The organism is Collinsella sp. AF23-4AC, from assembly GCF_003462685.1.
Taxonomy (GTDB): Bacteria; Actinomycetota; Coriobacteriia; order Coriobacteriales; family Coriobacteriaceae; genus Collinsella.
The window spans coordinates 16,658-36,801 of the sequence record NZ_QRVE01000010.1; the positions used below are offsets into that span (position 1 = coordinate 16,658).

General features: G+C 62.2%; 12 protein-coding genes. 2 read left to right on the top strand and 10 right to left on the bottom strand.

Annotation, left to right across the window (positions count from 1 at the left end):
- Nucleotides 1-167: 167 nt before the first annotated feature.
- Nucleotides 168-1,121: a ribosome small subunit-dependent GTPase A gene (gene rsgA, locus DWY05_RS06515; RefSeq protein ID WP_199409592.1), complete on the bottom strand. Its 954-nt coding sequence runs from the start codon at nt 1,119-1,121 to the stop codon at nt 168-170.
- Between the two features lie 468 nt (nt 1,122-1,589).
- Nucleotides 1,590-4,271 carry a cation-translocating P-type ATPase gene (locus DWY05_RS06520; RefSeq protein WP_117821131.1) on the bottom strand — a complete coding sequence of 894 codons (2,682 nt, stop codon included), beginning with the start codon at nt 4,269-4,271 and terminating at the stop codon, nt 1,590-1,592.
- Nucleotides 4,272-4,713: 442 nt separating this feature from the next.
- Between DWY05_RS06520 and pyk the strand changes: the two genes are divergently transcribed.
- Complete coding sequence (pyk, locus tag DWY05_RS06525) at nt 4,714-6,174, top strand: pyruvate kinase (RefSeq protein WP_117634311.1); 1,461 nt, start codon at nt 4,714-4,716, stop codon at nt 6,172-6,174.
- Between the two features lie 202 nt (nt 6,175-6,376).
- Here the strand turns inward: pyk and DWY05_RS06530 are convergent, their stop codons facing one another.
- The 6 genes from DWY05_RS06530 to pheS all read right to left on the bottom strand — a co-directional run bounded on the left by DWY05_RS06530 (nt 6,377) and on the right by pheS (nt 14,037).
- The gene (locus DWY05_RS06530) at nt 6,377-7,225 is read right to left on the bottom strand and encodes a hypothetical protein (protein ID WP_117821130.1); all 849 of its coding nucleotides are present in this window, start codon (nt 7,223-7,225) and stop codon (nt 6,377-6,379) included.
- An 80-nt stretch (nt 7,226-7,305) separates the two neighbouring features.
- Nucleotides 7,306-8,076, bottom strand: coding sequence for an energy-coupling factor ABC transporter ATP-binding protein (locus DWY05_RS06535; protein WP_233504043.1), 771 nt, complete (start codon nt 8,074-8,076; stop codon nt 7,306-7,308).
- 46 nt (nt 8,077-8,122) lie between these two features.
- Complete coding sequence (locus tag DWY05_RS06540; RefSeq protein WP_117821128.1) at nt 8,123-8,959, bottom strand: energy-coupling factor transporter transmembrane protein EcfT; 837 nt, start codon at nt 8,957-8,959, stop codon at nt 8,123-8,125.
- Nucleotides 8,937-10,019 (bottom strand): cobalt transporter CbiM, encoded by a 1,083-nt coding sequence (gene cbiM, locus DWY05_RS06545; protein ID WP_117821127.1) that lies wholly within the window; start codon nt 10,017-10,019, stop codon nt 8,937-8,939. Before cbiM ends, DWY05_RS06540 begins: the two co-directional genes overlap by 23 nt.
- A 325-nt stretch (nt 10,020-10,344) precedes the next feature.
- Nucleotides 10,345-12,798, bottom strand: a complete 2,454-nt coding sequence (pheT, locus tag DWY05_RS06550) for a phenylalanine--tRNA ligase subunit beta (RefSeq protein WP_117821126.1) — start codon at nt 12,796-12,798, stop codon at nt 10,345-10,347.
- A gap of 162 nt (nt 12,799-12,960) precedes the next feature.
- On the bottom strand, nt 12,961-14,037 hold the full coding sequence (gene pheS / locus DWY05_RS06555) for a phenylalanine--tRNA ligase subunit alpha (protein WP_117821125.1): 1,077 nt from the start codon (nt 14,035-14,037) through the stop codon (nt 12,961-12,963).
- A gap of 505 nt (nt 14,038-14,542) precedes the next feature.
- Here pheS and DWY05_RS06560 point away from each other — a divergent pair.
- A complete protein-coding gene (locus tag DWY05_RS06560) occupies nt 14,543-16,117 on the top strand; it encodes a carboxypeptidase M32 (RefSeq protein WP_117821124.1) in 1,575 nt (524 codons plus the stop codon).
- Nucleotides 16,118-16,383: 266 nt separating this feature from the next.
- Here DWY05_RS06560 and glmM read toward each other — a convergent pair whose 3' ends face one another.
- Entirely contained in the window at nt 16,384-17,715 is a 1,332-nt protein-coding gene (gene glmM, locus DWY05_RS06565) for a phosphoglucosamine mutase (RefSeq protein ID WP_117821123.1), read from the bottom strand.
- A gap of 83 nt (nt 17,716-17,798) precedes the next feature.
- On the bottom strand, nt 17,799-20,111 hold the full coding sequence (locus DWY05_RS06570) for a DUF4012 domain-containing protein (RefSeq protein WP_117821122.1): 2,313 nt from the start codon (nt 20,109-20,111) through the stop codon (nt 17,799-17,801).
- Between the last annotated feature and the right edge of the window lie 33 nt (nt 20,112-20,144).

The following is a 20,144-nucleotide window of genomic DNA, read 5'->3' on the forward strand; positions in this document are numbered from 1 at the left end:
CTTGGTTTTCGATGTCAAACCAATCGCTGACCAAAAGCTGACCAGCCCGTCAAGCTCGTGGCAAGGTTTTGGTCGACACGTCAGCAAACTGCATGTTTCGAGGCTTTTCCGCAGCAAAAAAGCCGTCTCCCGAACAGTTGGGAGACGGCTGTCATAGGAAAAATCAATTACAGATGGACATCGGGATCGAGCATTTGAGCGCTCACGCGCATGGATGACGCCAGGTTTTGGAACGTTTCCAGACGCAGGCTGTCAATCTGCCCGGCGTCTTCGGCCTCGCGAACGGCGCAACCCGGCTCATGGACATGCGTGCAATCGCCAAACCGGCACGCACGCGATGCCTCGACAATCTCGGGGAAAGCGCGCGCCAGACCCCGCTCGTGACCCACGAGCGGCAGGCTGCGCAGACCCGGGGCATCGGCGATCACGCCGGCGTCGCCCGGCAGCGCCACCATCACGCGCGCGACGGTAGTGTGACGGCCCTGGTCGTCGCGTTCGCGCACACCGCCGGTCGCCAACGTATCGTGGCCCAGCAGTGCATTGAGCAGCGTCGACTTGCCGGCACCCGACTCGCCCAGAATCATGGCGCAGCTCCCGACAGGCACGCAGGCACGGACCTCGTCCAGGCCGCGGCCCTCGGCAGAGGACGTCACGATCACGCGCACGTCCGGACCCACCAGGCGGCGCACGCGGTCCAGATCGCGCTCGAGCTCCTCGGCATCGCAACGGTCAGCTTTGGTGAGTACCACCACCGGTTCGGCATCGCAGTCGAGCGCCAACACCAGCGAGCGCGCCACACGGTCGAGCAGCACCTCGCCGGCACCGAGCGCCTGCACGATTAGCACGCTATCCACGTTGGAGCAGAGCACCTGGCGCTCTCCGCGGGCACGGCCGCGCCAACGCTCAAAGCTCGTACGGCGCGGCAGCACGCACTCAATCACGCCCATATCGTGCCCGGGAGCGCGGCGCACCGCCACACGATCGCCCACGGCAGGCAGCAGGACCTCGTCCTCACCGCGCGACTTGGCAAACCCCACGGCATGCTCGGCGCGGAAGGTATCGTCGGCAGTCGCCACCAGCGGAAACCCGCGATCCAAGCGCACCACGGCGCCAAGCTGCATCTGCTCGGGCTCCTCGGCATGTGCGCAGAAATCATCAAAGGCAGTCTGCTGAGCTTCATCGACCGGCAGGTCATCAAACGCCGGAACGTCCTGCAGCGCGTCGAGTCCCGGCACGCTTGCCAGCAGCTCCTCAGCAGATGCGGGAGCCTCGGTCGCGAGCTTCCGACGACGATCGCGCTTAGCCCGCGCCCCCGTCGTCTTTTTCTTCGCTTTAGCCTTAGCCTTGCCCACAAGCGCCTCCCAGCACCATAAATCACAACTGAGCAGGTATTTTAAATCAAAAAGAGCTGGCCGGGCAAAGCCCGACCAGCTCACAAACTTTCCCTCAGCCAATGGTCCCGAGAGGCTATCCAAAGGCCCGACGCCGGGAGGGGTTTCTTCTGAGCGATCCCGCAGCGCGAAGCGCGAGGACCAGCGAAGAAGAAACCCCGCAGGCGGTCGGGCCGGTGGGAAGGATGGCCTTTCGACCTACTCCTTCTCGACCGCGCGCATGATCGCCTTGTAAATCTCCATCAGCGGGATGATCAGGAAGGCCAGGCCCAGGGCAGCGACAACGCCCTTGAGCTCAAGCGTCACGGGGCCAAAGAACATCTCGGCAAGCGTCGGCTGCACGGTTACGATCACCGTCAGCACCAGCGCCAGCGCGGCGGAAGCCCACAGCCACTTGTTCTGCTTCTTCATGGTGAACAGCGACGCACGACGGCTGCGCATATTGAAGCAGTGGAAAATCTCGACCATGTTGAGCGTGATGAACGCCATCATCACGCCTTCCTCGTCGGCATTGCCGGCGATCATATCGGCGATGTGGATGTAGCCCATGTCAAAGTACACGCCCACAAAGAAGCTCGCCAGCACCAGCACGGTGATGATTAGGCCCTGGACCACACAGTCCAGGCCCATATTGCCAGCAAAGACGCCGTCCTTGGCGTTGCGCGGCTTGCGCTTCATGATGTCGCCCTCGGCATCCTCCATGCCCAACGCGAGCGCGGGGAAGCAGTCGGTAACTAGGTTCACCCACAGCAGCTGCACCGGCTGGAAGATGGTAAAGCCGATGAGCGTGGCGATAAACACCGAGAATACCTCGGCAAGGTTGGCCGAAAGCAGGAACTGGATGACCTTGCGGATGTTGTCGTAGATGCGACGGCCCTCTTCGCAGGCACCGATGATGGTGGCGAAGTTGTCGTCGGCAAGCACCATGTCGGCGACGTTCTTGGTGACATCGGTACCGGTGATGCCCATGCCCACGCCGATGTCGGCGCGCTTGATGGACGGAGCGTCGTTGACGCCGTCGCCCGTCATGGCCACGATCTGGTCGCGCGACTTCCAAGCCTCGACGATGCGGGTCTTGTGCTCGGGCTGGACGCGGGCGTACACGCCGTAATCCTCGATGTGCGCGTCGAGCTCCTCGTCGCTCATGCGATCGAGGTCGGCACCGGTGATGGCCTGGCTGCGATCGGCGACGATGCCCAGCTGCTTGGCGATGGCCACGGCGGTGTCGATGTGGTCGCCCGTGATCATGACGGTGCGGATACCGGCGTCGTGCGCCTCGCGGATGGCGTCGGCGACCTCGGGGCGGACCGGGTCAATCATGCCGGACAGGCCGCAGAAGACCAGGTCATGCTCGAGCGCGGCGGGGCTGCAGTCGGCCGGGACCTCGGTGTAGGTGCGGCTTGCCAGCGCCAGCACGCGCAGGGCCTCGTCGGCCATGGCCTTGTTGGCGGCCACGAGCTCGGCACGGCGCTCCGCGGTCAGGGGGGCGACCTTATCGCCCTCGTAGATATGGGTGCACAGGCCGATCACCACATCGGGCGCGCCCTTGGTGTACTGCTCATACTCGCCGTCCAGGGTCTCGACGACCACGGACATCATCTTACGGCCCGAGTCGAACGGGGCCTCGCCCACGCGCGGGTGCTCGGCAGTCAGGCCAGTAAGACCAGCCTTGCCGGCGTCGTTGACGAGCGCGCACTCAGTCGGCTCACCCACGGCCTCGCCCAGCTCCTCATCCCACTGGGCGTCGGAGCACAGAGCCATACCGGCCAGGAACTTCTCCTTGGGCGCGGCGAGCTCGTGCTTGACGACGGTCATCTTGTTTTGGGTAAGGGTGCCGGTCTTGTCGGAGCAGATGGTCTGCGTGCAGCCAAGGGTCTCGACGGCAGAGAGCTTGCGGATAATCGCCTGGCGCTTGGCCATCTTGGTCACGCCAAGCGACAGCACGATGGTCACGACGGCGACCAGACCCTCGGGGATGGCAGCGACGGCGAGCGAGACAGCGACCATAAAGGTGTCGAGCAAGGCAGTCGGATCGGTAAGGACGTTGCCCACGCCGTGGCGGAGGATGTCAACGCCAAAGATCACGACGCAGATGATAATCACCATGATGGTGAGGATGCGGCTGAGCTCGGCAAGCTTCACCTGCAGCGGCGTGAGCTCTTCCTTGGCCTCGGCCAGGGCGCCGGCGATCTTACCCATCTCGGTGTTCATGCCGGTGCCGACCACGACGGCGCGGCCGCGGCCGTATACCACGGTGGAACCCATGTAGCACATGTTCTTGCGGTCGCCGAGCGGCACGTCATCGGTGCCCGCGGCAAGCTCAATCACGTCGGCGTGCTTCTCTACGGGCACCGACTCGCCGGTGAGTGCGGCCTCTTCGATCTTCATCGTGGCGCTCTCGAGCACACGGCAGTCGGCCGGGACGGAGTCGCCCGCCTCGAGCATGATCACGTCACCGGGCACGAGCTCGGCGCTCGGCAGGTGCACGAGTTTGCCGTCGCGCAGCACCTTGGACTGCGCCGCGCTCATCTCCTGCAGAGCCTCGAGAGCCTCCTCGCTTTTAGCCTCCTGGACCACGCCCAGCACCGAGTTGACGATAACGACGAACATGATGATGAAGACATCGGCAAAGTCGGGCTCGCCCTTGACCATGCCCGTGAGTGCACTGATGACGGCGGCAACGATCAGCATGATGACCATGGGGTCGGCCATCTGCTCAAAGAAGCGCTTCCACAACGGTGTCTTCTCTGCTTCCTCGAGCTTGTTAGGGCCTGTCTTGGCGAGGCGCGACGACGCCTCGCCGGTGCTCAGGCCGAGGTTCTCATCGACACCCTGGTCGCTGAGCACCTCCGCCGCGGCGGACAGGTATTCCTTTTGCATATAGAGTCCCCTCCTGGGATTCGGGCCACTCAGCAGATTGATGCCCGATCATAATTCCCAGGAGAAGGGCAAGGGCTCATCAAGGCTGCCGTGCTGAGCGGCAGTTGATAGTGGAGCTATGGTACCCCAAAGCGGCGCGTCTAGCCAAAACATTCCAATTGGAAACACGGCTCGAGTGCAACGGTGCAGACCGTGTGATGCTCAATGTTGGTAAAACGTTTTTTCTTCGGCACTTCGTCAAACTGAAATATCGCCCAGATAGCAGCGGTAAGAGCAGTTGGTAAAATTTTTGCATATACCGTTTTTCTCGCAAAAAATGAACTTCTTAATCGGCATACGGTCGTTTTTTTGGGGTATTCGGTCGGTATTTCGTTATAATCAACTCGATTTTATTTCTTATGGTTTATCTATCAGCGCAAGACGATGTCAGATGGAGGTCTGAATGTACAAGCGCACTAAGATTGTATGCACCATGGGTCCCGCCTGCGATAGCGACGAGACCATCCGCGAGATGATCAAGGCGGGCATGAACGTCGCCCGTTTTAACTTCTCGCACGGCTCCTACGACGAGCACCACGGTCGCATCGAGCGCGTCCGTCGTATTTCCAAGGAGCTCGGTCTGCCTGTCGGCATCCTGCTCGACACCAAGGGCCCCGAGGTCCGCACCGGCCTTCTGGTCGACGGCAAGAAGGTTGCCGTCAAGACCGGCGACAAGATCGTCGTCACTGCTCAGCCCACGTCCGAGGATTTCCACGGCACCGCCGAGCACATCTCCCTCGACTACCTGGCTCTGCCCTCCGAGGTCGAGAAGGGCTCCCTCATCCTGATCGATGACGGCCTGGTTGCCCTCGAGGTCGAGTCCGTCAGCGGCCAGGACATGACCTGCGTCGTTAAGAACGACGGCCTGATCGGCGAGCGCAAGGGCGTCAACATGCCCAACGTCAACATCTCGCTGCCCGCCATCACCGAGCGCGATCGTCAGGACATCCTCTTTGGCCTGACCGAGAACATCGACTACATCGCCGCTTCCTTCATCCGTGACGGCGAGTCCGTCCGCGGCATCCGCGAGCTTTGCCGCGAGAACGGTGGCGAGCACGTGACGATCTTCCCGAAGATCGAGTGCGCCCTGGGCGTCGAGAACTTTGACGAGATCCTCGAGGCTTCCGACGGCATCATGGTCGCCCGTGGCGACCTGGGCATCGAGATCAAGCCCGAGCTCGTTCCCCACATCCAGAAGGAGATCATCGCCAAGTGCAACGCGGCTTACAAGCCCGTCATCACCGCTACGCAGATGCTCGACTCCATGCAGCAGAACCCGCGCCCGACGCGCGCCGAGGTTGCCGACGTTGCTAACGCCATCTACGACGGCACCGACGCCGTTATGCTCTCTGGCGAGTCCGCTGCCGGTAAGTACCCGGTCGAGGCCGTTAAGATGCAGGCCAGCATTGCTCTCGAGACCGAGAAGTACCTCCCGGCTCACGCTCCGCTCGAGGTTCCGGCTGACGCTCACGGCACCCGCGTCGTCAACAACGTTGTGGGTATGTCCGCTGTAAACATGGCTACCACCGTTGGCGCCAAGTGCATCACCGTGCCGACGACCACCGGTCGTACCGCTCGCCTGATCTCGCACTTCCGTCCCAACATGCCGATCTGCGCGTTCTCCCGCCACGAGTGGGCCGTCCAGCAGATGATCATGTACTGGGGCGTTATCCCGCACCAGGCCGAGATTACCCAGGGTACCGTCAACGGCACGATCGTCAAGGCAATCGAGACCGCTAAGGAGCTCGGCTACGTCGAGGCCGGCGACCTGACCGTCGCCACCGCCGGCGATCCCCGCATGAGCGTCCAGCTCGAGGACAAGGTCTCCTCGACCAACGTCGCTTACGTCGCTCAGGTGCGCTAAATCGTACTTGCAAGCAGATTTGCATTGCAAAGGGCCCGGAAGGCATTGCCTTCCGGGCCCTTTTTTAGACCTTCTTCGTATGCCGCATCATCGATTTGCGTTCAGTCGCAAGCCTCTCCGATGCCGAGCGCACCACCGAAGACGCCCTGCGACGGGAGCCGTTGGTCAATTGGGATGAACTGTTCACCGTCAAGCTGGCCGGCTAGCAGCTAGCGATCAGGGGGACTGCGGGAACGTCAGAAGCAGCAACGCGAGCCGCAAATCCCGCCTCGGTTAGCTCGATGACCTCGGTAAATGTTGCATCGAAGAACTCCTCGGTTAGCAGGCGATACGGCGGATGATCGGGCTCACCGGGGTTTTCGCGCACAATCTCGTGCATAACGCCAATGGTCTTGAGCACATACTCCTTATGGATGGGATACTGCCCAAAACGCGTCGCCGCAGTATACAGGCGATCGGTCGCGCGCGGAATCGAAACAATGCCGAGCGTCTTACCAAACCAGTCAAAGTCACCTTGCTTTTTAATGCGGAATTCCTCGCACGGCTTGCCGCCGTGCGCCTCCAGGTACTGATTCACGCGCGTATTCCATACGGTATCGGCCACCAGATGCGACCAGACGCCCAGCGTTAAATCGAGCAAAGACTGCGCCACATCTTCGGACGCAAGCGAGAACTCACAGGCGCTGGGACCGACAACCGGCTCGGCATCCCTGTAGCGCTGGGGATAGTGCACACGATTCAGTCGCTCGCGCTCCTCGATAATCGAGGTCGCCGCGGCCGGCGCACCGGTGGGAGAACTTTTAAGCAGCGGTGCCACATAGGTATCCCAGAACTCATGCTCACGAGGCTTAGGGATTGGCTCGGGCTTTGCAAAGTGCGTAATGCGATACGGAATGGGATCGGCGATACCGGGAACCATATAGCCCACAAAAATGTCCGGAACCACGCAGCCAAACAAAAAGGCATTGCGGTCACGCACGCTATCGGCAAGCGCACTGGTGCGCTCCAGCAAACGCTCCGTCTGAGCGATATGAATGTTCCAGCTTGGCATAGCCACCCCCATAAAAAACCTGGATAACTATACCATCACGGCAAAGCCGCGCGGGCGGCTACGCATCCTCTACGCAGCAACTAGTCCGTAGCACCGCTTTCGGTTCCATACGACGGCACGGGCGCCTCGACCACATGGTGATATCGATCGATATAGATGGCACGGGCCCCCAGGCGGCGCACCAAATCTTGATGGTGCGTACTCATCAAAACCGTCTTACCCGCCGCGACGTAAGCCAGCAAGAAGTTGACCACGATGTCGCATGAATCCTCGTCGAGCCCATTGGTAGGTTCGTCGAGGACCAAGATATCCGGGTTCATCGACACCACCGCAGCCAGCGCAACGCGCTTCTTTTGCCCGCCCGAAAGCTGATAGGGCGAGGCATCGACCAGATCGGCAACCTGGAACAGCTCCATGGCATCGCGGACGCGGCGCTCGAGCTCGTCTGTCGGCAGTCCCATCTGCGCGGGACCAAAAGCAACTTCCTCGCCCACCGTAGCGCAGAACAGCTGGGCGTCGGCATTCTGGAACACAAAGCCCACGCGCTGATGAAAACGCTGAGCGGCTGCGGAATCCTTGAGATATGCCGCATCGATCACGTGCCCGTCAAACAGGTATGCACCCGCGTCCGCGAGCTCAAGGCCGTTGATAAGGCGCATAATCGTCGTCTTACCGCAGCCGTTGGGACCGAGCAGGGCAACGAGTTCACCACGATCGACCCGCAGCGACACACCATCGACAACCGTATGCCCCGTATAGGAGAACACCACGTCGCGCAGCTCGATGAGCGGCGCGACCTCGGCGCCGCCCGCACCGTTCGTGCCCGCCGCACTATTCATATCGATCGTCAAAACGTCGCCCTTCCCTATTTGCATCCCCAGCCAGAACCAGCAGCGCCTACAGCACGGCGCACAACACTGCCAGCAGCGCCACGCCGGCCGCATAGACCGCATCGCGCCAGCCAAACCCGGCGCGCGCGGGCGCCGGATACGCGCCGGCAAAGCCGCGGCAAAGCATAGCCTCATCCATCGCGCGGCTGCATTCCATCGCCTTGATAAAGGTCATGCCCATGATACCCGCCAGCGAGTCGGTGCGCGAAAAACCCGCAGGTGCACGGCCAACGCTGCGCAGCATGACCGATTCGCACAGATCGTGCGCCGTGCGTCCCAGCACCTCGATATGCTTGAGCGCCATATCAAACGTAAAGATAACTTCGTCGGGTAGATGTAGCATCTTGAGCGCCGCCGACATGCGGCTCCACGTGAGGGTCCACGAAACGCCCAGCACGAGCGACACATTAATGAAGGTCTTGAGCGCAATCTTGAGCATGGCGCCCGCGGCAGAAGCGTCCAGCAGCAAGGCAGGCAGTGCCAGAACCACCGCGAGCCCCGCAGCGCCAAGCGCCGGCACAAAGGTTGCCCGCAGCCCGCGTACGGGGCGCACGGCAACGAGCACCAGCGCGATAGCCGCCATCAACATGAGGTACAGCGGGCTCTGCGTCAGGCACACGCACAGAACGCAAACGAACATCCCTACCAAACGCACCGGGGCCGAAACGGAAGAAAGGGCGCGGTCGATTATCGACCCGCCCTTGTGTGCGCCGCCGCCCAGGCGAACCCGCTCAAGCAGGCTCGCCAGGTGCAGGACGTTCTTTTGCATCACACGATGTCGAGCCCCCGCGGGCTCGTAACGCTGCTCGACCGCGAGCCAGCTAGGCAGCTCGGCTATTGCCATGAGCACCGCTTTCCTTGACCGTCAGCGAGATCAGACGGAATGCGATGGTAAGCACTGCCACGCCAATCACGCCCGAAAGGATATACATAGCAGCCTGGCCGGCAAAGCCAAGACCCTGCTCCTCGGAATAGGCCTGCAGGTAATCGCCCGTAGGCAGAGCGTCGGCAAAGGTCGGGGTATCGAGGCCGACCGAAGCCTGCAGACTGTCGTCACCAGCCTCCTGAACGGCAGTCGCGGCGCCCTCGGCGTCCCACTCGCCCCATGCGTCACCCGTGGCCAAAAGGCCCAGCGGCGTGGCCAAGACAAGCACGGCGACCAGAATGAGCGTGGGGATCAGGGAAGTCTTCTTGGCGGTGCCATCGACGGCAAGCTGGCCATCGGCGGCCTCGGGGCCGACGATAATGCTCGGCGCCGTCTTCTTAATGAAGCCGTAGATGGCGGCCGTTGCCACGCCTTCGATCACGCCGGCAACCAGCATATGCGGGATCAACATGGCCGGAATAGCCACGGACAGCGGGAAGGGGCAGTACAGCGGAGCGCCTGAAGCGTTGGTGAAGAGCATCGGCTGAATACCAAACTCGATTGCCGCGCACAGGGCCGCCAGGCACAGGCCGACCCAACCGCTCACGATGGCAGAAACCGAGGTACCCCAGCTCTTGTCGTGCAGACGGCTGTTGAGCGCACGGAACACGATAGCAGCGGTAAACGGCAGCACAAAGGCCATGTTAAAGCAGTTGGCGCCAAAGGACAGAACGCCGCCGTCGCCAAACAGCAGCGCCTGCAGCGCCAGCGCGACCGAGACAGCGATAGCCGCGGCCTCGGGACCCAGCAGCAGCGCGATGAGTGCGCCGCCGACGGCGTGGCCCGTGGTGCCGCCGGGCAGCGGAACGTTGAACATCATGAGCAAAAAGGAGAACGCAGCGCAAATACCCAGAAAGGCCATATGCTCGCGATCGAGCGTGGCGCGCACTTTCTTGATGCAGTGGACCCAAACGGGTACCATCGCCACGGCCATGACGGCATCGGTCTGCGGGGACAGATAATTATCTGGAATGTGCATGAGCCCTCTCAATCAGAACGTTGCGTGTTACGTTTCCAACAATCCGTAACACCGACTCTGCATACTAACAAAAAGACGCACCGCCCACAACGCAGCACGCCCTTGCAATACGTACGTTATTAACCCAGGTCCACGCACCGCCCAATAAAGGCCCATGCACTCCCAACTTTCCGGTCACCCGGAAGAAGGTGCGGTCCGCTCGCAACAAGGTTAACGCAGGAACCCGCCCCCGAGAGGAGTTTTCTAAGGCAACATCCCGCAGCCGCGAAGCGGCGAGGACGTTGCCGTGAAAACCCCGCAGGGGACGGGTTCCGAACGGCAAAGATTACGAGCGAACCTCGCCGTTTACGCCCTTGCACACCTTGGTGACGATCTTCTGGTGCGCCTTCTCGACCTCTTCGCTGGTAAGCGTGTGGTCGTCCGAGCGATACGTAAGCGCAAAGGCCATGGACTTCTTGCCCTTGCCGATGCGGACCGGATCGCGGTAGACATCGAACAGGCGCACGCCCTCGAGCAGCTTGCCGCCGGCACTCGTAATACGACGCTCAAGATCCTCGCAGGTCACAGTGTTGTCGACCACGATAGCCAGGTCGTGCTCAACGGCCGGGTACTGCGAGAACTCGCGATAGTTCTCCTGGTTGCGGGCGCCCTTGATCAGCTTGTCCAAGTCGAGCTCAAAGGCAACGACAACCTCATCGATGCCCATCGCCTCGCGCGCCTCGGGGTGAATCTCGCCGACCCAGCCCAGCACGGTTCCGCCGGACAGAACCTCGGCCGCACGACCCGGCTGCAAGAAAGCGTAGTCCTCGCCCTCGACGGGACGGAAGCGAACCTTCTCGATGCGCAGCTGGGCGAGCAGCTCCTCGACAATGCCCTTGCCAAAGAAGAAGCGCAGCTTGCGGTACTTCATGTTCCAGGACTGCTCGCTCCACTGGCCCGAGAGCACACCCGCCACGGACTTGGTCTCCTTGGGCAGGCTGGCGTTCTCGCGACCGTGGAACAGGTTGCCGACCTCGTACAGGTGCACGTTGGGCGTACCGTGCGCCTCGTTGTAGGCCACGGACTGCAGCAGGCCCGGCAGCAGCGAACGACGCATCTCGGTCTGCTCGGCCACCAGCGGGTTCATGAGCACCACGGGGCAGCCGCGGCCTTCGGTGGACATGCCAATCTTCTCCAGGTCGCCCGGGGCGGCAAAGCCAAAGGTCGTGGTCTCGTTGAGGCCACAGGCGCGCAGGATCTCGCCGACCTTGCGGGTAAGCTTCTGCTCGCGCGTCAGGCCGCCGATGTGGTTCTTGGCAGCCGGAATGGTCGCCGTGACGCGACCCATGCCCCACAGGCGCAGGACCTCCTCGATCAGGTCGATCTCACGCGGCAGGTCGGGACGGAAGCTCGGCGGGGTAACCATAAAGTCCTCGCCGTCACGCTCGACGGTGCAGCCCAGGCGGGTGAGCGAGCGCTCGATAAAGTCGGGCTCGATGTCGGCGCCGCAGATGGCGTGCACACGGGCCAGGCGCAGCTTAATGCTATCGATGGTCTTGGGCGCGGGGAACACGTCGACATAGCCGGGAGCAACCTCGCCGCCGGCGATCTCTTCGATGAGCGCGCAGGTAACGTTGGCGACATCCACGCAGCCGGTCTCGTCAACCTGGCGCTCAAAACGAATGGAGGCGTCGGAGATCAGCGACAGGTCACGGCTGGTGTGCGAGGTGCGGCCGGCGTTGAAGCAGGCGCTCTCGACCATCACGTCAACGGTATCGTCCTCGATCTCGGAATCCATGCCACCCATAACGCCGGCCAGCGCCACGGGACGCTCGCCGTCGGTGATGAGGCCCATGCCGGCGTCGAGCACACGCTCCTCGCCATCGAGCGTCGTGAACTTCTCGTCCTGCTGGGCGGCGCGAACCACCACGCGACGGTGGCCATCGCGCTCGGCAAAGGTGTCCAGATCAAAAGCGTGCAACGGCTGACCGGTGAGCATCATCACGTAGTTGGTGATGTCGACGATATTGTTGTGTGGGCGCACGCCCAGGGCGTTAAGGCGCTTGACCATCCAGTCGGGCGACGGGCCAACCTTCACATTGCGCACGATGCGGGCGACGTAGCGGTCGCACAGGCCCTCGTCGGCAATCTCGACCGAAAGCTCGTCGTCGGTCGCGCGGCCGGTCTCGATCTTGATGGCGGGCAGCTCAACGTGGAAATCGCGATCGAAGATGGCACCGGTCTCGCGGGCCATGCCGATCATGGACAGGCAGTCGGGGCGGTTGGGCGTGATCTCACAGTCGAGCACGGTGTCGCTCGAGCCCACATACTCGGCAAACGGCATACCGCAGGGCGTGTCCTCGGGCAGAATCATGATGCCGGAGTGGTCGCCACCCAGCCCGAGCTCGCGCGCGGAGCAGTTCATGCCCATGGACACGACGCCGCGAAGCTTGCTCTTCTTGATCTTGACGTCGCCGGGCAGGACAGCGCCGATCATGGCCGTGACGATGTGGTCGCCGGCCTCGAAGTTCTGCGCGCCGCAGACGATCTGCAGCGGGGCGGGGTTGCCGTCGGCGTCGAGGTTCTTGTCGCCCACGTCGACCGAGCACACATACATGTGGTCGCTATCGGGGTGCGGGGTCTTGGTGAGCACCTTGGCAGTCACCACATGGTCGAAGGACTCGCCCACGGTGTCAATCGCCTCGACCTCGGTGCCGGTACGGATATATTCGTCCGAAAGAGTCTTGGGATCCTCCGGAATATCGATCATGGTCTTGAGCCAGTCGTAAGAAACGCGCATATAGCTCTCCTAGTTCTTAATCTCCGCATAGGGAGGGGTATCAAATGAAGACGTTCGCCTTAGGGTTGTCCAGGTGCCCCAGGTTGGCGTGAAAGAGGAGCGACGCGTACTAAAGGTACGCGAGCGACGGTTTGAACGCCAAGATGGGGTGCCTGGGCAAGGCTAAAATTGGTTCAGGAAGCGCATATCGCCAGTCATGAGAGTTCTGAGGTCGGGCAGGTCGTAGCGCAGGGCCGCGACGCGTTCGGCGCCAATGCCAAAGGCGAAGCCGGTATACTTCTCGGGGTCGATGCCGCAGTTGATAAGAACGTTGGGGTCGACCATGCCGCAGCCCAGGATCTCGATCCAGCCGCTGTGCTTGCAGAAGTTGCAACCCTTGCCGCCGCAGACGTGGCAGCTCACGTCCACCTCGCAGCTGGGCTCGGTGAAGGGGAAGAAGTGCGGGCGGTAGCGCGTCTTACGGTCCTCGCCAAACATGCACTTAACAAAGTAGTCGAGCGTGCCCTTCAGGTCGCCAAAGGTGATACCCTCGTCGACGACCAAGCCCTCGATCTGGTTGAACTGCGGCAGGTGGCAAGCGTCGGCCGTATCGGGACGGTAGACGGTGCCCGGGCAGATCATGTAGATGGGCGGCTTCTGTGACTCCATGGTGTGAATCTGCACGCCCGAGGTCTGGGTGCGCAGCAGCACATCGGACTCGCCGTGGGCGTGAGCCTCGGGATGCGCGACGCTGCCGGGATTGTTGTCGACCACATAGAACGTGTCGCGGGCCGAGCGGCTCGGGTGATCCATGGGGGCGTTGAGCGCAGTGAAGTTGTAGTAGGAGGTGTCGACCATGGGGCCGGACTCGACGGTGTAGCCGATGCCGCAGAAGATGTCCTCGGCCTCCTCGATGATCTGCTTGATCAGGTGCTGGTGACCGATCTGCGGACGGATACCCGGCAGCGTGATGTCGACGGCCTCGTGCTCCAGTGCGTGCTTGAGGGCGGCGGCCTTCATCTCGGTGTTGCGCTCGTCGAGCATGCCCTCGATCAGCTGGCGCATCTCGTTGGCGCGCTTACCCATCACGGGACGATCCTCGGGGGCGAGCTTGCCCATCATGCGCATCAGGCCGGTAATGCGACCCTTGCGGCCGAGCAGCTCAACGCGCGCAGCCTCGAGCTTGGCGGCGTCGTCGGCGCCTGCGACGAGCTCCTTGGCCTCTTCCTCGAGTTTGACCAGATCATCAATCAGACTCATGTCTTCCCTTTCGTCTCTCGCGCTCCCCGCTCGCCGGGACGACTGCCGCCGCCCAGCGTTGCGAAAACGCGGCCCGGTTCGGTAACAAAAAACCGCCCTCGGGCATGTGCATTGCCCAAGGACGGTTGAATTCCGCGGTACCACCTTGTTTGACCCGGCGGATGTCTGGCCCGCCGTGCCCACTCTGCGCCCCTTATCGCGAGGCTCACGGCTTCCCTACTGGGGCTTCGCCGCCGCTAGCCGCGCGCCCGTTGAGGTCGCTGCTCGGGAGTGAACGCTTGGCCCTTGCCACCGCAGGAAGGCTTGCAGCCCATGACCTTCCCTCTCTTGCCGGCGACGCGGCGGGCAAAACCCTCTCCGTCAACGCATTGGGCTATAGGATAACACATTCTGCGAGCATATCGCCGCGTTCCGTTTTGTTCGCACTGGGTACAAGGCAGGTAGCTGTGCAAACTGGCCGTGCACCCGCCTGCGGCGCTCGGCCTGCGAGATCAAGGATATAGGTATGGGAAAGAAGTACGATAAGAAGGCCAAGCCCGCGGCGGGCAAGACGCCCAAAGGCATCAAGGTCGATAAGGCCGTCAAAAAATTCCGCAAGCTCGAAGGCAAACTGTGGACCCGCGAGTACCTGCTCAAGATTGCCGAGTTCGATGGCGCGACGATTGCCCCCGCCAACGGTGCCGCGGCCCGCGCCGATGCTATGGGCACCCTTGCCGGCGAACATCACAAACTCCTGACCAGCAAAAAGTCCGTTGAGCTCGTGCGCTCTCTCGCGCGTGAGACGGTCGCGGGCGGAATGGTCGACGACCCGCAGCTGCTCGACGAGATCCACGTGCTCGGCCGCGACCAGCGCGAGGCAAGCGTTATTCCTACCGAGGAGGCCGAAGCCTGGACCAGGCTCACCTGCGAGGCCGACGCTGTGTGGCACAAGGCCAAGACGGCCAATGACTGGGCGAGCTTTGAGCCCTATGTGGATAGAATCGTCGCCCAACTTAAGCATCAGGCCGAACTCATGGACCCCAAGCGCGACCCATACGACGTTTGGCTCGACCAGTACGAGCGCGGCCTTTCTGCCAAGAGCTTCGACGCGTTTTGCGAGGAGGTCAAGGCCACGGTCGTGCCGCTCGTGCACGCCATCGGCGAGCGCGGCCAGCAGCCCGATGCCGACTTTTTGCACGCCCGCGTGCCCGAGGCCGCCCAGCGCGCCATGAGCTTCGACCTTATGAAGCTCGTCGGTCTGGATCTGGACGACACCACGCTTGCCTTTACCGAGCATCCGTTTAGCGAGGGCTTTGCCGTGGGTGACGCGCGCATCGCGACGCACATCTACGAGGACGACTGCATCTCCAACGTCTACAGCATCATCCACGAGGCCGGTCACACCATGTACGAGCTGGGCGTGAACCCCGCCTATGCGCGCACCTGCCTGGAGGGCGGCACCTCCATGGGTATCCACGAGAGCCAGAGCCGCTTTTTCGAGAACACCGTGGGTCGCAGCCGCGCCTTTATGGGACCGCTGCTCGAGGTGCTGCGCCGCCACGCACCCGAGGTCTACGGCGACGTCGACGAGGACACGCTTTACCACGCCGTGAACATCGCGCAGCCTTCGCTGATCCGCACCGAGGCCGACGAGCTCACCTATCCGCTGCACGTTATGGTGCGCTACGAGATCGAGCGCATGCTGTTTGCCGGCGAGGCCACAGCCAAGGACATCCCCGCGCTTTGGAACCGCTTCATGGATGAGTACCTGGGCATTCCCGTTCCCGACGACACGCGCGGCTGCCTGCAGGATACGCATTGGAGCGGCGGTTCGTTTGGCTACTTCCCCACCTATGCGCTGGGCAGCGCCTACGACGCCATGTTTGTGCCGGCCATGTGCCGCGACGGCGTCGACCTTACCGGCGCCTGCGCGAGCGGCGACCTGACACCTGTCCGCGCCTGGCTGGGCGAGCACATTTGGCAGTGGGGCCGCGCCAAGGACGCGCCGGAGCTCATCAAGGGCGCCTGCGGCATGGCGTTCGACGCCCGCTACTACTGCAGCTACCTGCAGGACAAGTTCACCGCGCTCTACGAGCTGTAAGGCATAACCGACACGCCAACGCAAAGGGGGCGCCGCGGAACCAATCCGCAGCGTCCCCTTTTTTCACCCAATAACTAGGTACCCAATGACTAGTTCGTTGACGCTAATGTCTTGGCAACATCAGCGAAAACGACCCTAAGCGAGCAAGGTGACGTGAAATGAAAGGGCGCTGACCTTCTGGTCGCGCCCTTGAAATTGAACGTCAGATTGCCGCTTGGGGCCGTTTGCAGCGTCGAGCAGTTACGCGGTTTGGTAAAACCGCGTAACTACAGAGCCTCGAGCGCGTTGGCGATGCGCTTCATGGCGGCGTCGGCGGCGGCTTGGTCGGGGGCTTCGGCCAAAACGCGGATCACCGACTCGGTTCCGCTCTTGCGCACCAGTACGCGGCCCTCGCCTGCCAGCGCGGCCTCGGCCTCGGCGATGGCGTTCTGCACGCCCATGTTCTCGAGCGCGGCGTCCTTGTCCGCCACGTGCACGGCCACCTGCGCCTGCGGCAGCAGCTTGCACGGAGCCGTGAGCTGCGAGAGCGTCTCGCGCTCGGCACGAATCACTTCCATCACGCGCAGCGAGGTCATAATGCCGTCGCCCGTGCGCTCGATATCGCCAAAGATCGTATGGCCCGTCTGCTCGCCACCCAGGCTGTAGCCGCCCTCGCGCATCTTGGCATACACGTGACGGTCGCCCACGCCGCTGGTCACGGCGCTCAGACCGGCAAGCTCCAGCGACTTGACCAGGCCAAAGTTGCTGGCAATCGTCGGCACCACGGTACCGCCCGAGAGACGCCCGTGCTTGTTCAGATACACGCCGCACACGTACAGGATCTGGTCGCCGTCTACCACGCGACCGCGCTCGTCCACGGCCAGGCAGCGATCGGCATCGCCGTCATAGGCAAAACCCACGTCCAGGCCCTGCTCCACCACGTGGCGCTGCAGGCGCTCCATATGCGTGGAGCCGCAGTCAACGTTGATGTTAAAGCCATCGGGCGCGGCGTTGATCACGCGCACGTCGGCACCCAGTGCGTCGAACACCGGCTTGGCCACCGAGGATGCCGAACCGTTGGCGCAGTCGATGCCGATCTTGACGCCCTGCAGCGAAAAGTTCGCGCTTGCGATGAGCGAGGCAATATAGCGGTTGCGGCCCTGCATGTAGTCCACCGTGGCGCCGATGTGATTGCCCGTTGCCAGCGGCACCTCGCTCTTGCCATCGATATAGTCCTCGATGAGCTCCAGCACGTCCTCGTCCATCTTAAAGCCGTCGCTGTTGACGAGCTTAATGCCGTTATCGCAAAACGGATTGTGGCTCGCACTGATCATGATGCCGCAATCGAAGCAGCCCTCCACGGTCTGATGCGCCACGCCCGGCGTGGGGATCACGTGCAGCATATAGGCGTCCGCACCGCTCGCGACCAGGCCGCTCACCAGCGCCGCCTCAAACATATAGCTCGAGCGACGGGTGTCCTTGCCCACGATGACGCGCGCCTTGCGCTCGCGGTTGGCGCCGTAATACCAGCCCACAAAACGGCCAATCTTATAAGCGTGCTCTACCGTCAGCCCAACGTTGGCCTCACCGCGAAAGCCGTCGGTGCCAAAGTACTTCATGCGCTCTCCTTACAAAATAGGGGCGGACAGATTGCCTGTCCGCCCCAAAATGGTACTCGATTATCTGCGCTACCAGAAAAACCCTACGCCGACGCGCTGTCGCGAGCCGCCTGGCATGTAGGAGTCTGACGCAGCGTAAGCGGCTTGTCCCCCGCCTCGGCCGACGTGGTCAGCGTATATGTGATCGTCGTCGTCTCGCCAGCATGCAGGTCAACGGTGCCCGAATAGAAGGGGATTCCATGCCACGCAGCGGCGCCAAGACCAAACTGGGTGCCCTCGACGGTCAGATCAGTAATGTTGCCGCCCGTCGGGGCAAACAACGAGACATTCAGACGCTCGTCGTCGCGCGCGGCATCGGGCGCGCTCGCCGCGACGTAGTCGGGCAGCTTGCCGGCCTCCTCCTGCGTCATGATGTTCGTCAGGGTAACGGTGATGCGATAGGAGCACGTGCCGTCGCCGTTCTTGATGCCCTGGCCAATCTGCGTGTCGGCGTTCAGATACCAGTCGAGCTTGGAGAAGCTCAGGTTGTTAAAGTAAACGCCGGCAACGGGATCGGCACTCGGATCATCCGGATCGGGCAGCGAAGCGTCAATGCCCGTCTCTTTGATGGCATTCTGCTCATCATCGTTTCTCATCCAAGCGATCAGGCGGCCCTCTTCGGCACCGCGCTCAACGGCGCTGACAAGCTTCGTAACATCGACATCGCCGATACCGCCAAGGATCTTGTCGAAGGCAGCGCTGGCGACGGATGCAAAGATGCCGTCAGACTCCTCGACCGGATAGTTCCAGTACACATCGTGCATGAGGACCTTTGCGGCGTTGGTGCCGTCGACAACCGTTCCGTCGGGCAGCGACACGTTACCGACCAGGCCCAGCAGATACTGCAGGAACACCGGGTCGATACCGATGACGCCATCAACGTCCTGTCCATACTGGGACTTCCACAGCGCGGCGACACGCTGCGAGTTGCGGGGCCAATCAGGCGAATAGGTATTGCCCGAGTTGTACAGGTTACTGTGGTTGCCGAACAGCGCCTCATCCTCTTCGTCGACGCTCTCGACTGCCTCATCCTCGCTGAGTCCAATGCGGGGAACAAACTCGCCAATCGACATCTGGCCGTCAGTGACCGAAATCAGGCCCTGTGAACCGCCAAAGCCGCCGCAAGCACGAATCTCGACGTTGTTCATGGCGTACATAAGGTAGTTGCGCGTCTGGCCGTTGGCGCCGAGCATCTGGGGAAGGACGGGGGCGACCTTCTCCGCCGCGTCAACCGCGCCGTTGAGGGTGGCAAAGCCGTCCTTGGCCTTATCGACCAGCTCGGTCACCTGGGAAATATGAGTATCGCCAATGCCCTGGACCTTCTCGTTGGCGCTCTTGAACACCTTCGAGCTGCTGGAAAGCGAATCGGCGACCGCCTGCAGCGCGGACACGTTAATCATGCCGTCCTGGAACAGCTTGCCGGGCGTAGCCTGCGAAAGGTTATCGGCCATGGGAACCAGCGCATTGCTCGAGACATCGGACAGGGCGTCGATCATGGTGCGGGCCGCATTGATGTCGCTGCCATACACCGGGATAAACGAAGCCGCCGTCCACAGCGGGCTCGAAGTCTCCGCCTTCATGCTGTCGCAGAGCTCATCAATCTTCTTCGCGTCGTCAGGCAACGTCGAAAAATCGCCCGACGTGACCTTGTCCTTAAGGCCACCGACGATCTCGACAGCCTCCTTCGCTTCGCTCTTTACGGTCTTTGCCGAGTTAAGCAGCATAAAGCCGCTTGCACCAAGCGCAACGAGAAGCACCGCGACTACAGCGGCAATAATGGCGCCGGTGTGACGCTGTTTGCGCTCGCCCTTGCGATGGCGATGACGGACCAGACCGTCAGAGGTCGAACTCGACGAAGCGTCGCTACCGTAGTTCAAGCCAAAATCGTAATAATCTTCCTTGGAACCCGAGCCCGCAAACTCGGCACCGCTATCATCCAGGCGGGCGAACGTGCCAGTCTCGGAGGCGCCGGTGTAGATCGTGCCAAGGTTACCCGTAAGTCCCGCGCCACCGGCAGAAGGAGTATTGCTGGCGGCCTTGCCGGCATTAACGTTGCCGGCGGCATTCGCGGCGTTGGCAGCACCTGCGTTGTTCGCAGGTACCGAAGGAGCCCCGCTCGGCTGCGACACGGAGGTTGCACCGCCTGCAAAGACATTCCCTCTTGCACGGCCGGTCTTTTTTGCCTTTTGAGACTGCTCGTACAGAGCGGTAAACATCGCCGTCTCGCCCGGGGACACGCGCTTACCGGAACCGCCCTGTCCAGCGCCACCCGGCGTGCCGGCCTTACCAGCCCCGTTCGGACGCGGCGGAACTGCAGGGCGGCCGCTATCGCTGCCCTTAAAGTGATTACCAGCCATAAAGAAATCCTCGCAATTGAGTCGCAATGAAAA